We start from the raw sequence: 13,306 nt of genomic DNA on the forward strand, positions 1-13,306 counted from the left end.
CCGTACCTGCAACATGCATGGGACGCCGCATCAGGAAACGAGGTACCGGAAGGCCCCGACCACGTCTTCATAGACCTTGCGCTTGAACGGCACGATCAGGCCTGTCAGTTCGTCCATCCTTCGCCAGCTCCAGCGGTCGAATTCCGGCGAATGTCCGCCGGGCGGCGGATTGATGCGGATTTCGCTCTCGTCGCCATGGAAGCGGAAGGCGAACCATTTCTGCGTCTGGCCGCGGTATTTTCCTTTCCAGACGACACCAACCAGTTCGGGCGGCAGGTCGTAGTTGATCCAGTCCGGCGCCTCGGCGAGGAGCTTCAGGCTTTCCATGCCGGTTTCCTCGAAAAGCTCGCGGCGCACTGCCTCCAGCGGCTCCTCGTCTCCGTCGATGCCACCCTGCGGCATCTGCCAACGCTGGTGCGAAGTCGCCATTTCGCCGCCCGGCTGGGCAAGGCGGTGCCCGACCCAGACGCGTCCATTGGCGTTCAGCACCATCGCGCCAACGCAAGGGCGGTAGGGCAGGTCCTCGGCCCGCACGTTGCGTTTCTTCGTCATGCCGTGGCTAGCCTCGTTCCGGATCGGTCGTCACCGCCGAAACAGGGACGATCTCGATGCCGCGTTTCTTCGCCTCCAGCGCCCAGGCGGCGACAGCTTCGACGGTCACGTCGAAGGCCGAACCCGTGCCGATGGCGTAGCCCTTGGCCCGCGCGGTGCTTTCGAGCTGGTCGAGCTTCTTGAGTATCTCGCCGCGGTCGCGAACGGCGTCGATGGCGGTATCGCCGATGGCGAAGGGAACGCCGTTCTTCAATGCGAGCTCCGGGGCCACGCTGCGCGCCGTCGAGCCGTCGTCGAGAAAAAGGAGGCCGCGTTTGCCGAGTTCGGCGAGGAACAAGCCCATCGCCTCGGCGTCCGCCGAAAACCGAGCGCCCATATAGTTCATCACACCGGTATAATTTGTGGTGCGCGACAGCGCCCATCGCAGGTTCTTCAGGTTTTCCTCCGCCGTCGCATCGACCGTCAGCGTGTTGCGGCCCGGATTGACGTTCGGGAAGTCGAACGGCTCCAGCGGCACCTGCATGATGATCTCGTGGCCGGTGCGGCGCGCCTCCTGCATCCAGCGGCCGATGCTGTTGCCCTGCGGCGCAAAGGCCAGCGTGATCTCGCCGGGCAGCTTGCCGATCGCTTCCTGCGTGCCGGTCTGCGAAAGGCCGAGGCCGCCGATCACGATCGCCACCCGCGTACCGCGCGCGCCGGACCAGGGCCGGGCATAGACGTCAGCCGGGCGCCTGCCGTCATCGCCGCGCACCGGCAGCGGCCCGGTTTCGCTTTGCTCGATCAGCGCCTTGTCGGGTAGATGGGCGATCCGCAGATCCTGGCCGACCGCCGACGGATCACGGATGATGACCACGCCCTTTCCGGAACCGTCCGGCGGGTTGACGTTGATGATGGAGGGCCCGTCCGAAACAGCCGCCGGCTTGCTCGGCGCGGCCGCGGATTCCATAGGCGTCGGCGCCTCGGCCGAGGATTTTTCCAGCGGTGTCGTCACGACGACCTGCGCCGGATTGCGAAAAGGCCTTTCGCGCAGCGCGATCGCTCCCGAAGAGACCATGACGCACAAAGCGGCCACAACCGTGGCGACCTGCCCGGCGCGAAAACGCGGCCATGCCCGGCGCGCCGGCCGCGAAGCCTGCCCTAGCGGGCGTTCAATGTCCTTGCTGGTTGGCGTCACGCCAAATCCCCCGGTGGCGGAACAGTCCCTGAATCGAACTGCCGGAACCTCGCGGTCCCGGCAGCAACGCATTGCACAAGTGAACTCCGAAAACTCATCCTGCCGAAAACCGCTTCAAGCGACCGGCCGAGAGGAGTGAGTGGGCGGTCTTACTGGTTCATCACGGCCTTTTCGGGATTAGGCGGAAACGCCGGATCCGTCTTCTGGCCGCGCAGCAGTTCGAGCGCATGCTGGAGCTGGATGTCGTCCTTGGCTTCCGGCGGCACATAGGCTGCCGAGCCCGAACCCTCGTCGCTCTCCTCGACGCCCTTGATGTGGCCCTTCAAATCCGACTCGCCACGGGAGACGTCGCGGTCTTTCAACTCTTCCGGAAGAGGCTGCTCGACCTTGATGTCGGGCGCGATGCCCTTGCCCTGGATCGATTTGCCGGCCGGCGTGTAATAGAGCGCGGTCGTCAGGCGCAGCGCGCCGTTTTCGGCGAGCGGGATGATCGTCTGGACCGAACCCTTGCCGAACGATGTCGTGCCGACCACGGTCGCGCGACGGTGATCCTGCAGCGCGCCGGCAACGATTTCCGAGGCGCTGGCCGAACCGCCATTGACGAGCACGATCAGCGGCTTGCCGTCGATCAGGTCGCCAGGCCGCGAATCGAAGCGGGTGATGTCCTTCGGGTCGCGGCCGCGCGTCGAGACGATCTCGCCGCGGTCGAGGAAGGAGTCCGATACGCTCACCGCCTGGTCAAGCAGGCCACCCGGGTTCAAGCGCAGGTCGAGCACGTAGCCCTTGAGCTTGTCGTCCGGCACCTGGCTCTTGATCGAACTGACCGCGGCTTCGAGGTCATCGAAGGTCTTTTCGGTGAACGAGGTGATCTTCATGTAGCCGATATCGTTCTCGACGCGGAACTTGACCGCCTTCACCTTGATGATGTCGCGCACGATGGTGATTTCGATCGGCTTGTCGGTGCCTTCGCGCAGGATGGTGAGCTTGATCGGCGTGTTGACCAGGCCGCGCATCTTCTCGACGGCATCGTTCAGCGTCAGGCCCCGCACTTCCTCGCCATCGATTTCGGCGATGAAGTCGCCGGCGCGCACGCCAGCCTTGGCCGCCGGCGTGTCGTCGATCGGCGTAATGACCTTGACCAGCTCGTTTTCCATGGTGACTTCGATGCCGAGGCCGCCGAACTCACCCTTGGTCTGAACCCGCATATCCTTGGCGGCTTCGGGATTCAGGTAGGAGGAATGCGGATCGAGCGAGGTCAGCATGCCGTTGATGGCATTTTCCACCAGCGACTTCTCCTCGGGCGGGGTCACATACTGCGCCCGCACGCGCTCGAAAATGTCGCCGAAGATCGCCAGCTGGCGATAGGTGTCGGAGCCCGCCGCGTTGGCTGTCGAACCGGGCGCGCCATAGACGAGGCTCATGGCGGATGCGCCCATCAGCGCACCGGCAAACAGAAGCGACAATTTACGTACCATTTCCTGTCCTTCCAGAAAGACGCTCCGCCCACCACGGGGCCGGATCGACGGGTTTTCCATCTTTGCGGAACTCAATATAGAGCTCCGGCCCGGTATTTGCACCTGCAGTCGAGGCGTTAGCCATATTGGCTTCCGCCATCGCCCCGATCGGTTCGCCGGCTAGGACGGACTGACCGAGTGTGACGTTGATTCTGTTCATACCCGCCAGAACCACATGATAGCCGTCGCCGGCATCCAGGATCAAGAGTTGTCCATACGAACGGAACGGTCCCGCATAAAGTACGCTCCCATCGGCAGGCGCGGTGACGATGGCTGCCGATTGTGTCGCAACCATGTCGCCGAGCATCACGCCGCCGTTACCGTCCTTGGTCCCGAAGCGCCGCTTCATCCGCCCCGCCACAGGCATCGCCACCTGCCCGCGCAACGAGGCGAACGGCGCTGCCGACAGCAGGCGGTTGGCGTCCGGCAGCGCCGCGATTTCGGCATCGCGCTCCGCCTTTTCCTGCTCGGCCTTACGCCGCGCCTCTTCGGCCTTGCGGTTTTCCTCGGCCTGCTTTTCCAGCGCCGCGATCAGTTCCTTGAGGCTCGACGCTTTGCCGGCAAGTTGTTCGGACTTGCGCTGCTCCTCGGCGAGCGCCGTCTCGGCCTCGCTCTGCAGCTTCCGCTTCTCCTCGAGCAGGAGGTTCAGCCGCTGCTTTTCGGCCACCTGCTCGCCGACCGAGGCCACCAGGCGGCCTCGCTCCGCCTCGATCGAGCCTGCAAGGCGCATCATCTCCTTCATGTCGGCAAGCAATATTTCGGTCTCGGCGCGCAATTCCGGCACGACCGCGCCGAGCAGGATGGCGCTTCGCACCGACGACAGCGCGTCTTCCGGCTTGACCAGGATCGCCGGCGGCGGGTTCAGGCCCATCCGCTGCAATGCGCCCAGCACCTCGGCGAGCACGCCACGCCGGGCGCTCAGCGAACGCCTTATGCCGTCTTCCTGGTCTTTCAGGGCTTCCAGCCTCGCGGTGATGTCGTCTATGTCCTGGCTGAGCTTCTGCTCGGTCTTGGCCGACTGGATAAGGCTGGCGGTGATCGAGGCATGGTCCTTCTTGACCTCGGCGATCTCGGCCGAGAGCTCTTCCAGCCGGTCGGCTGAAAGCGCGGATTCTGCGCAGGACCCGTTCATATTCGGCGCGCCGCAAGTCGGGCGCTGCGGCTTCGGGAACGCGGTCCTGGGCATGGGAAAAGCCCGCGGCAAACAACAGCACCGCGGCGGCAAAGATGCCGCGGCGCAAATGCTTCGCCTTCCGTCCCATCGTAATCGTCATAATTCGCGCCACATGCCACCCGGATTCTATCGGCTCGTTCGTTAACGGACCATCAACCATAACGACAGCGGCAAACATGCTTTCTGCGAAAAGATGCGTCGGTCGGGTCAGGCCCGATGATAGGGATGGCCCGACAATATGGTGGCGGCGCGGTAAAGCTGCTCGGCCAGCATGATGCGGACAAGCTGATGCGGCCAGGTCATCGCCCCGAAGGACAGTACAAGCGTGGCCTGCTCGCGCAACGACGCTTCATGACCATCCGCCCCGCCGATCGCGATGACCAGGCCTCGACGGCCATCGTCGCGCATCGAACCGATTTTCCGGGCGAATTCTTCCGATGAAAGATTCTTGCCGCGCTCGTCGAGCAGGATGAGGGAAATGCCGGCGCCAAGTTGCGCCGACAGTTTTTGCGCCTCTTCGCGGCGGCGCTCGCCGGCGGTCTGGGCGCGGCTTTCCGCGATCTCCGTCACGCCGGAAAATTCCAGGCCCAAAGCCGGGCCGCTCTTGGAGAAGCGGTCGAAATAGCGCTCGGCCAATTCCTTGTCGGGGCCGGCCTTCATCCGGCCCACGGCATGTACGGCTATGCGCATCCTGTCCCGGCCGTTAACGGCTCAGTGAACCGTTTCTTCCTCGAGATCCGGCGTCTGCCACATCTTTTCGAGATTGTAGAAGTCGCGGACTTCGGGGCGGAAGACATGGACGATGATATCGCCTGAATCGATCAGGACCCAGTCGGCGCCCGCCAGCCCTTCGACACGCGCGGTGCCGTGGCCGGCATCCTTGAGCGCCGTGAGCAGTTGGTCGGCAACCGCCGCGACATGACGGTGCGAACGCCCCGAAGCGACGACCATGTAGTCGCCGAGGCTCGATTTCCGCTGAATGTCGATGGAGACGATATTTTCGGCCTTGGAGTCTTCCAGACTGGCAAGGACGGTGTCGAGGGCACGGGACACGGCTATGTTTCCGCTCATCCCGGCCGGCGAAGGCATGACGACTGCCTTCTTCCGTAGTGCTGTTCTCAGTGTCTTTCCTTTCGAAACAGGAACAACCAACATTCCCGCATCATTGCGGGATACCCAATAGATAGGCAGAGTCGGGTAACGGTTTCAAGACATGGTCCGATTTCGGCGGCCGGGCTCCTCGTCGGGCGAGAAGGCAAGTTCCACCGGCAATGGCGCCTGCGCGGTCATCGGCGAATATCCGGTCACGGTAGCTTCGGCGACGGCCTGGGTCGTCAGCACGCGCCAGGCGACGAAAAGGCAGAAGGCGGCGCCGATGGCGATGGCGACATACATGAAGGATTGCGTGCCGTAGACCGCGGTCAGGATGGTACCCAGTCCGGGCACGAGGAAGCCTGACAGCGACCAGGCAAACAGCATCGTCGACGACAGGGTGACGAGGTCTTCCTTCGAGGCGCGGTCGTTGGCGTGTGCGCTCGACAGCGAATAGATGGATTCACTCGAACCGCTCCACACGACATAGATGGTGATCATTATCGCGAGCGCACTGCCGTCCATCCGGCTTGCGACGATGCCGGCCAGGACGACGAGCAACGCCGCCACGATCAGCACATAGCGCCGGTCTGTGCGGTCGGAAGCCCAGCCCAACGGAATCTGGAACAGCAGCGTGCCGAGCGGCATGGCGAACATCAGCATCGCCACCTCCTGCTGCGAATATCCACTCGCGGTGGCGTGGATCGGCGCGAAACCGGCGACCATCATCGACAGGCCGCCGACGGCCAGCATGCCGGCCATGCCGACCGGCGAGATGCGCCATGCCCGCCTAAGCGCCACGGAAGCGGATTCCGGCGGAGGCGGCGGCCGCAACCTGGTCAGCCCGACCGGAAGGATCGACAGGGCGGTGAAGGCGATGCCGACCAGCGGCGCATCCGAGGTCGTTATGTCGACGAAGCTCAACATGAACGAGCCGACGCCCAGCCCGACGATGTAGCTGACGTAGAAGATCGCCATCACCCGGCCGCGGATCGAGTTGGCCACGACATCGTTGAGCCAGCTCTGCGCCACGATAAACACGCCGCTGATGGCGAAGCCGTAGAGCGCGCGGGCGACAATCCAGAGCACCGGAAATGTGCCGGCGCCAACCAGCGCGTTGGAGAGCACGATTAGCGCCGAAAACACCATGAAGGCGCGGGCGTGGCCGACGCGCCGCACGATGCGTCCGGTAAGCAGGCAGCCGGCCATGCCGCCGGCCGACAGCCCGGTCAATATGCCGCCGGCCCAAGTCGGCAGAAAGCCTTCCGCACCGAGCCGCACCGGTATGTAGGCGAACATCAGGCCGTTGCCGATCGCCACCAGCGCCAGCGCCACGATGACGCTGGCGATCGCGATAGCCGGGGCCGGAGCGTCGCCGGCCGCCGCCTCGCTCTGAGCGATTTTCACTTTCTGGTGCACAGCGTTCATCTCGGCAAGCTTGCCCGCGGCCTAGCGCTCAGGAAGCGGCAAAAGCGACATCGACAGGCGGGCGGCATACTGGACCGCCGGATTTCCGCGCCTGGATCATGCCGGCGGGCTCTTGGCCTTCGATCCGTTGCGGATGGCGGTCGACGACAGCGAGGAGCGCGGCCCGTGGATAAAGGTCCAGGCCGGCGCTTCCGCCCGCGCCAGCCGCGGCGCATCCGCCTCGTCGATGCGTGCATAGTCGAAGGTCTTGGCCACCACCGAGGACAGGAACGACAGCGTCGAGCCCGGCCGGTCGATGACCGCGATCGGGAACGTCAGCGCGATCTGCCGCCAGCGCTGCCAGTGATGAAAATCGCGCAGATTGTCGGCGCCCATGATCCAGACGAAATCGACGCCGGGATTGCGCGCCTTGATCAGCGCCAGCGTGTCGGCGGTGTAGCGAATATTGTGGCGCGCCTCGAAAGCGGTGACCTTGATGCGCGGATCCCGTGCGATCACTTCGGAAAGCTTCAGACGCTCGGAGAGCGGCGCTAGCTCGCTGGAGGCCTTCAGCGGGTTGCCGGGCGTGACGATCCACCAGAGCTGGTCGAGGCGCAGCCGCCTCAGCGCAATCTCGGCGACCAGCGCATGGCCGCGATGCGGCGGATTGAACGAGCCGCCGAACAGGCCGACCGCCATGCCTTTTTCGGCATGCGGCATGCGGAGGTGGTGATGGGGGATGTCCTCCCCCTTGTGGGGAGGGTCGGTCCGAGAAGCGGAGCGGGGTGGGGGTGACGACATTGACTGTAGCTCAGGCGTGGGTAGAGCACTTCGTCTCCACCCCCACCCCGGTTCGCTGCAGTCGCTTCGCGACCTTCGCTCTTCGACCCTCCCCGCAAGGCGGAGGGTAAGAAGGCCGCGCAATCACGCCCGCACCTGCCCCGAACCGCGCACGCGGTACTTGAACGAGGTCAGTTGCTCGACGCCGACCGGGCCGCGCGCGTGCATCTTGCCGGTGGCGATGCCGATCTCCGCGCCCATGCCGAACTCGCCGCCATCAGCGAACTGGGTCGAGGCATTGTGCAGCAGGATCGCCGAATCAATCTCGTTGAAAAACCGTTCGATCGCCTCCGCATCCTCGGCGACGATCGCTTCGGTGTGATGCGACGAATAGGTCTCGATATGCTCGATCGCGCCGGAAACGCCATCGACGAGTTTTACCGCGATGATGGCGTCGAGATATTCGGTGAACCAGTCAGCTTCGGTCGCTGGTGTTGCGTCTGCAAAGGCGGCAAGCACGTCCGTGTCGGCGTGGATTTCACATCCGGCATCTCGCAGCGCCTTCAGCACCAGGACGAGATGCGTCGAAGCGGCCGCCCGGTCGACGAGCAGCGTCTCCGCCGCGCCGCAAATGCCGGTGCGCCGCATCTTGGCGTTGACCGCTATCGCAACCGCCATGTCGAGCTCTGCCGATTTGTCGATGTAGAGGTGACAAATGCCTTCGAGATGCGCGAAGACTGGCACGCGGGCCTCGTTCTGCACGCGCTCGACCAGGCTCCTGCCGCCGCGCGGAATGATCACGTCGAGATTGCCGGAAAGCCCTTTCAGCATTTCGCCGACGGCTGCGCGGTCGGTGGTCGGCACCAACTGGATCGCTTCGGCCGGCAGCTTCGCCGCTTTCAACCCCTCCACCAGGCAGGCATGGATCGCGGTCGAGGAATTCGATGAATCAGAACCGCCGCGCAGGATCACCGGATTGCCGGCTTTTAGGCAGAGCGCTCCGGCGTCGGCTGTCACATTGGGCCGGCTTTCATAGATCACGCCGACGACGCCCAGCGGCGTGCGCACGCGTTCTATATGCAGGCCGTTCGGGCGGTCCCATTCGGCGATGACCTCGCCAACCGGATCGCGGAGTTCGGCGATGGCCCTGATCCCGTCGGCCATGTCGTGGATGCGGGCCGGCGTCAGTTTCAGGCGGTCCATGAACGACGCGCCGAGGCGGGCTTCTTCGCCGTTCCTGAGATCGATCGCGTTGGCCGCAAGAATCTTGTCCTCGCCGCGCAGAATGGCGTCTGCCATTGCTATAAGCGCCGCGTGTTTGCGCTCGGCTGAAGCAATTGCGAGCGGCCGCGCCGCAGCCCGCGCCCGGCGGCCGATCTCGGCCATCAGGGCGGTGGTGTCCTCGCGGGGTTTTTCATGCGTCGTCAGCATGGCTTATCCTTCCGCCCGGGCTTCTTCCATCGGTTCGCGCAGGCTCACCACCAGATCGTCACGGTGGATCATCGCCGAACGCGCCTCGTAGCCCAGCACGGCCTCGATCTCGGCCGTTTTCAACCCGGCAATCCTTACGGCATCGGCGGCGTCGTAGGCAACAAGGCCGCGCGCCATCTCGTGGCCCTCGGGCGTGAGGATCGCTACGGTGTCGCCGCGCGAAAAATTGCCGCTGACCAGCTTTACGCCCGCCGGCAGCAGCGATTTGCCCGAAAGCAGCGCACCGACCGCGCCGGCGTCGACCGTCAGCCGTCCCGCTGGTTCGAGCTGTCCGGCAATCCAGCTCTTGTAGCCCTTGACCGGGTTGGCGCTGGGCCTGAACCACGTCGCCCGCTCGCCACGCTCGATCGCCATCAGCGGCGAGAGCCTTGTCCCCGAGGTGATGATCATCGCCGTTCCCGCGGCCGTCGCGATCTTCCCAGCGTCGAGTTTTGTCCGCATGCCGCCGCGCGACAGTTCGGAGGCCGCAGCCCCAGCCATCGCCTCGATTTCCGGCGTGATGCGCTCGACGACCGGAATGAATTTCGCCGACGGATCAAGCGCCGGCGGCGCGGTGTAGAGGCCGTCGATGTCGGACAGCAGCACCAGAAGGTCGGCACCCATCATGGTCGCCACGCGCGCCGCCAACCGGTCATTGTCGCCGTAGCGGATTTCCGACGTCGCCACCGTATCGTTCTCGTTGATGACCGGCACCGCCTTCATCTTGAGCAGCGTCGAGATCGTCGCGCGGGCGTTCAGATAGCGGCGGCGCTCCTCGGTGTCGCCGAGCGTCACCAGCACCTGGCCGGACCTCAGGCCGCAGCGCGCCAGCGCCTCCGACCACGCGCCGGCAAGCTCGATCTGCCCGACGGCTGCCGCCGCCTGGCTTTCCTCCAGCTTCAGCGCCCGCTTGCCGAGACCGAGTATGGTGCGCCCGAGCGCAATGGCCCCGGACGACACGACAAGTACGTCCGCCCCGCCGGCGGCGAGCGCCGATACATCTTCGGCCAGCGAAGCCAGCCATTCGCGCTTCAGCCCGGCAGCGCGGTCGACGAGCAGCGCCGAGCCGATCTTGACGGTGATGCGCCTGTATTTTTTCAGGGACTGCATCGCCGGCCTACTTCTGCCAGCGCGTATCGGTTTCGGCGGGGGCTTCCGCTTCGCGCGCGCCCTGGACCTCGGACATCAGCGCGCGCAGCACCGGCTCCACCCCTTCGCCTGTCACCGCTGACATGACGAACGGCGTCTGTCCGCTCGCGCGTTTCAGCGCGGCAAGCTTCTTCTTGCGCGCATCGGCGTCCAGCGTGTCGGCCTGGCTCAGCGCCACGATCTCCGCCTTGTCGGCCAAGCCGCCGCCATAGGCTTCGAGCTCCGTGCGCACCGTCTTGTACGCCTTTGCCGGGCTTTCCTCCTGCGCCGACACCAGGTGCAGAAGCACCCGCGTGCGCTCGACATGGCCGAGGAAGCGGTCGCCGATGCCGACGCCTTCATGCGCGCCTTCGATCAGGCCGGGAATGTCGGCGATGACGAATTCACGGGCGTCGACGCGCGCGACGCCGAGATTGGGATGCAGCGTCGTGAACGGATAGTCGGCGATCTTCGGCTTGGCCGCTGTGACTGCCGCCAGAAATGTCGACTTGCCGGCATTGGGCAGTCCGACGACGCCGGCATCGGCGATCAGCTTCAGCCTCAGCCAGATCGTCATTTCTTCGCCCGGCAGGCCGGGATTGGCCCGGCGCGGCGCCTGGTTGGTCGAAGTCTTGAAATGCTGGTTGCCGAAGCCGCCATTGCCGCCGGCGGCAATGCGATAGCGCTGGCCGACCTCGGTCAGGTCGCAGATCAGCGTTTCGTTGTCCTCTTCATAGACCTGCGTGCCGGCCGGCACTTTCAGCACAACGTCAGCGCCCTTCGCGCCGGTGCGGTTGCGGCCCATGCCGTGCACGCCGGTCTTGGCGCGGAAATGCTGCTGGTAGCGGTAGTCGATCAGCGTGTTCAGCCCGTCCACCGCCTCGATCCACACATCGCCGCCGCGGCCGCCATCGCCGCCATCTGGCCCGCCGAACTCGATGAACTTCTCGCGGCGGAACGAGACGCTGCCCGAGCCGCCGTCGCCGGAACGTATGTAAACCTTGGCCTGGTCGAGAAATTTCATCGGATTGACAGCTTGCGCCTGTTTCTGGTCTTGGAACGGACTGCTCTAACGCAAGCGGCATTCAAGCGCGAGAGCCGAATTGCAGGGGAACATGCCATGAAATGCGTGAGCTACAACATCCAGTACGGCGTCGGGCTCGATGGCCGCTACGATATCGGGCGCATAACCGACGCCGTGCGCGGCGCCGATGTGATCGCGCTGCAGGAGGTGTCGTGCAACAATCCGAAAAACCAGGGCCGCGACATGGTCGAGGAGATCCGCGCCGCCCTTCCCGGATATTTTTCGGTTTACGGCCCCAATTTCGAGGCCGACGTCGGCTCGCATGTGAACGACGGGCAAGCGGTGAACGTCATGTTCCAGTTCGGCAACATGGTGCTGTCCAGGTCGCCGATCCGCCTGTCGCGCAATCTGCTCTTGCCACGTACTCGCACCTACGGCCACACGAACTACCAGCGCGGCGCAATCGAAGCGCTGATCGACACGCCGCTCGGACCCATCCGCTTCTATTCCACCCATCTCGACCACCGCAGCCCCGAAGAACGGCTGGCGCAAATCCGCTTCCTGCGCGAGCGGATGCTGAACTACCCGCTGGAAGGCGGTGCGCTGAGCGGGCTCTCGGAAATGGGATTTCCCGAGCCGCCGCATGCCGAAGCGTTCGTCGCCATGGGCGACTTCAACATGCTTGCAGGCACACCCGAATATCTCGAGATGACCGGCCGCCCCGATCATGAATTCGGCATGCCGCTTCTCGCCACCCATCCCGCCGACGCGGCAGCGCGGGTCTGGGAAGGCGAGCCGGCGACGACCTGGGTCGACCCGAAGCGCCCGCAGGATGAGAGCCGCTGGAAGCGCATCGACTATGCCTTCGTCAGCGCCGGCCTGATGGCAGGCGTGCGCCGCAGCTGGGTGGACGCTGCTGCGACCGGTTCCGATCATCTGCCGCTTTGGATCGAGATGGAGTGAGCGGCCGGCGCGATCACGCCGGCCGTAACGCCGCTCACCGGCCCCACGTCCGCAGGCTGACCCAGGTCTTGCGGTCGAGCCGATAGCGCTCGACCGGCACCTGACCGGCGACGATCGAGTTCAGCATGCCCTGGCCGGAATACTGGAACCCGCATTTATGGATGACGCGGCGCGATGCCGGATTGATGACCCGGCACGAGACGTGCAGCACGTTGATCGGCGTGGCGCGGAAGGCGAGATCGACCAGCGCGTGCGCCGCCTCGGTCGCATAGCCGCGCTTCCAGTACGGCTCACCGATCCAGTAGCCGAGTTCGAGGCCGCGTTCGGTGCTGTTCAGGCCGGCGCAGCCGATGAACGCGCCGCTGTCGGCGAGCGTCACCGCATAGACGGCGCCCGCCGGCTGCTTCTCCCCGGACCTGGCGATGAAGGCGCGCGCCTCCGTCTCGCCATAGGGATGCGGCATGCGCCCCAGCATCTCGGCGATGCGGCGGTTGTCGGCGAGCACGGCGAGTTCGGCCGCGTCGTCGGCATGCGGCGGGCGCAGCACCAGCCTCTCGGTGACCAGGACAGGGCAGTCTATCGACAGACTTTCGCCTTCGAAGTCTTCACTTTCGGCAACCATTTCAGTCCTCCAGAAAAAACATAGAAAAAGGGGAGATGGCGGCCCATCTCCCCTGATCCTTTTTCTGGACTGTCCAGACACCGGTCCCCGAGATGGGTCGCCGGTGTTCTAGTCGCGGAACCGGCTACTCCGCTGCCTTGGTCATCGGGTTCACCGATACGTACGTACGGCCATTGGCTTTCTTTCGGAACGCGACTGCGCCTGCTTCGAGCGCAAAGAGGGTGTGGTCCGTGCCAATGCCGACATTCGTGCCGGGATGCCACTTGGTGCCGCGTTGACGAATAATGATGTTGCCCGGAATGACGGCTTCGCCACCGAACTTCTTCACGCCGAGGCGCTTGGATTCCAGAATCGCGACCGTTGCGCGACGAACCGCCAGCTTTCTTATGTGCCATTGCTGTTCTCC

Annotated in this window: 12 protein-coding genes and 2 pseudogenes; 1 reads left to right on the forward strand and 13 read right to left on the reverse strand. The window is 64.8% G+C overall.

What is annotated here, in order from left to right; all coding sequences use genetic code 11:
* Positions 1-30: 30 nt before the first annotated feature.
* The 11 genes and pseudogenes from ACG873_RS22735 to obgE all read right to left on the reverse strand — a co-directional run bounded on the left by ACG873_RS22735 (position 31) and on the right by obgE (position 11,315).
* On the reverse strand, positions 31-552 hold the full coding sequence (locus ACG873_RS22735; protein WP_394887828.1) for an RNA pyrophosphohydrolase: 522 nt from the start codon (positions 550-552) through the stop codon (positions 31-33).
* A 7-nt stretch (positions 553-559) separates the two neighbouring features.
* The gene (locus tag ACG873_RS22740) at positions 560-1,726 is read right to left on the reverse strand and encodes a divergent polysaccharide deacetylase family protein (RefSeq protein ID WP_394887830.1); all 1,167 of its coding nucleotides are present in this window, start codon (positions 1,724-1,726) and stop codon (positions 560-562) included.
* Between the two features lie 149 nt (positions 1,727-1,875).
* Positions 1,876-3,201: a S41 family peptidase gene (locus tag ACG873_RS22745; protein WP_394887832.1), complete on the reverse strand. Its 1,326-nt coding sequence runs from the start codon at positions 3,199-3,201 to the stop codon at positions 1,876-1,878.
* Positions 3,191-4,514: pseudogene (locus tag ACG873_RS22750) on the reverse strand (murein hydrolase activator EnvC family protein). The gene ACG873_RS22745 and the pseudogene ACG873_RS22750 overlap by 11 nt, the downstream one beginning before the upstream one ends.
* A 107-nt stretch (positions 4,515-4,621) precedes the next feature.
* Positions 4,622-5,104 (reverse strand): 23S rRNA (pseudouridine(1915)-N(3))-methyltransferase RlmH, encoded by a 483-nt coding sequence (gene rlmH / locus ACG873_RS22755; RefSeq protein WP_394887833.1) that lies wholly within the window; start codon positions 5,102-5,104, stop codon positions 4,622-4,624.
* 21 nt (positions 5,105-5,125) lie between these two features.
* Positions 5,126-5,503: a ribosome silencing factor gene (gene rsfS / locus ACG873_RS22760; RefSeq protein ID WP_394887835.1), complete on the reverse strand. Its 378-nt coding sequence runs from the start codon at positions 5,501-5,503 to the stop codon at positions 5,126-5,128.
* A 117-nt stretch (positions 5,504-5,620) separates the two neighbouring features.
* Complete coding sequence (locus ACG873_RS22765) at positions 5,621-6,934, reverse strand: MFS transporter (protein WP_394887836.1); 1,314 nt, start codon at positions 6,932-6,934, stop codon at positions 5,621-5,623.
* Between the two features lie 96 nt (positions 6,935-7,030).
* Complete coding sequence (locus ACG873_RS22770) at positions 7,031-7,633, reverse strand: nicotinate-nucleotide adenylyltransferase (protein ID WP_394887838.1); 603 nt, start codon at positions 7,631-7,633, stop codon at positions 7,031-7,033.
* A 204-nt stretch (positions 7,634-7,837) separates the two neighbouring features.
* Positions 7,838-9,124, reverse strand: coding sequence for a glutamate-5-semialdehyde dehydrogenase (locus ACG873_RS22775; protein WP_394887839.1), 1,287 nt, complete (start codon positions 9,122-9,124; stop codon positions 7,838-7,840).
* A gap of 3 nt (positions 9,125-9,127) precedes the next feature.
* Positions 9,128-10,273, reverse strand: a complete 1,146-nt coding sequence (proB, locus tag ACG873_RS22780) for a glutamate 5-kinase (protein WP_394887841.1) — start codon at positions 10,271-10,273, stop codon at positions 9,128-9,130.
* A 7-nt stretch (positions 10,274-10,280) separates the two neighbouring features.
* A complete protein-coding gene (gene obgE / locus ACG873_RS22785; protein ID WP_394887844.1) occupies positions 10,281-11,315 on the reverse strand; it encodes a GTPase ObgE in 1,035 nt (344 codons plus the stop codon).
* A 96-nt stretch (positions 11,316-11,411) separates the two neighbouring features.
* Between obgE and ACG873_RS22790 the strand changes: the two genes are divergently transcribed.
* The gene (locus tag ACG873_RS22790) at positions 11,412-12,278 is read left to right on the forward strand and encodes an endonuclease/exonuclease/phosphatase family protein (protein ID WP_394887847.1); all 867 of its coding nucleotides are present in this window, start codon (positions 11,412-11,414) and stop codon (positions 12,276-12,278) included.
* Positions 12,279-12,312: 34 nt separating this feature from the next.
* On the opposite strand, the gene ACG873_RS22795 is transcribed toward ACG873_RS22790, so the two are convergent.
* Positions 12,313-12,900, reverse strand: a complete 588-nt coding sequence (locus ACG873_RS22795; RefSeq protein ID WP_394887848.1) for a GNAT family N-acetyltransferase — start codon at positions 12,898-12,900, stop codon at positions 12,313-12,315.
* 124 nt (positions 12,901-13,024) lie between these two features.
* A pseudogene (rpmA, locus tag ACG873_RS22800) lies at positions 13,025-13,295 on the reverse strand (50S ribosomal protein L27).
* Between the last annotated feature and the right edge of the window lie 11 nt (positions 13,296-13,306).

Origin of the sequence: Allomesorhizobium aridi (assembly GCF_043769475.1) — a bacterium.
Classification (GTDB): domain Bacteria; phylum Pseudomonadota; class Alphaproteobacteria; order Rhizobiales; family Rhizobiaceae; genus Allomesorhizobium.

Coding starts and splice junctions, on each gene's coding strand:
- ACG873_RS22795 (WP_394887848.1), bottom strand. CDS start 12,900: ATGGTTGCCGAAAGTGAAGACTTCGAAGGCGAAAGTCTGTCGATAGAC.
- ACG873_RS22770 (WP_394887838.1), bottom strand. CDS start 7,633: ATGCCGCATGCCGAAAAAGGCATGGCGGTCGGCCTGTTCGGCGGCTCG.
- obgE (WP_394887844.1), bottom strand. CDS start 11,315: ATGAAATTTCTCGACCAGGCCAAGGTTTACATACGTTCCGGCGACGGC.
- ACG873_RS22745 (WP_394887832.1), bottom strand. CDS start 3,201: ATGGTACGTAAATTGTCGCTTCTGTTTGCCGGTGCGCTGATGGGCGCA.
- rsfS (WP_394887835.1), bottom strand. CDS start 5,503: ATGCCTTCGCCGGCCGGGATGAGCGGAAACATAGCCGTGTCCCGTGCC.
- proB (WP_394887841.1), bottom strand. CDS start 10,273: ATGCAGTCCCTGAAAAAATACAGGCGCATCACCGTCAAGATCGGCTCG.
- ACG873_RS22790 (WP_394887847.1), top strand. CDS start 11,412: ATGAAATGCGTGAGCTACAACATCCAGTACGGCGTCGGGCTCGATGGC.
- rlmH (WP_394887833.1), bottom strand. CDS start 5,104: ATGCGCATAGCCGTACATGCCGTGGGCCGGATGAAGGCCGGCCCCGAC.
- ACG873_RS22735 (WP_394887828.1), bottom strand. CDS start 552: ATGACGAAGAAACGCAACGTGCGGGCCGAGGACCTGCCCTACCGCCCT.
- ACG873_RS22775 (WP_394887839.1), bottom strand. CDS start 9,124: ATGCTGACGACGCATGAAAAACCCCGCGAGGACACCACCGCCCTGATG.
- ACG873_RS22765 (WP_394887836.1), bottom strand. CDS start 6,934: ATGAACGCTGTGCACCAGAAAGTGAAAATCGCTCAGAGCGAGGCGGCG.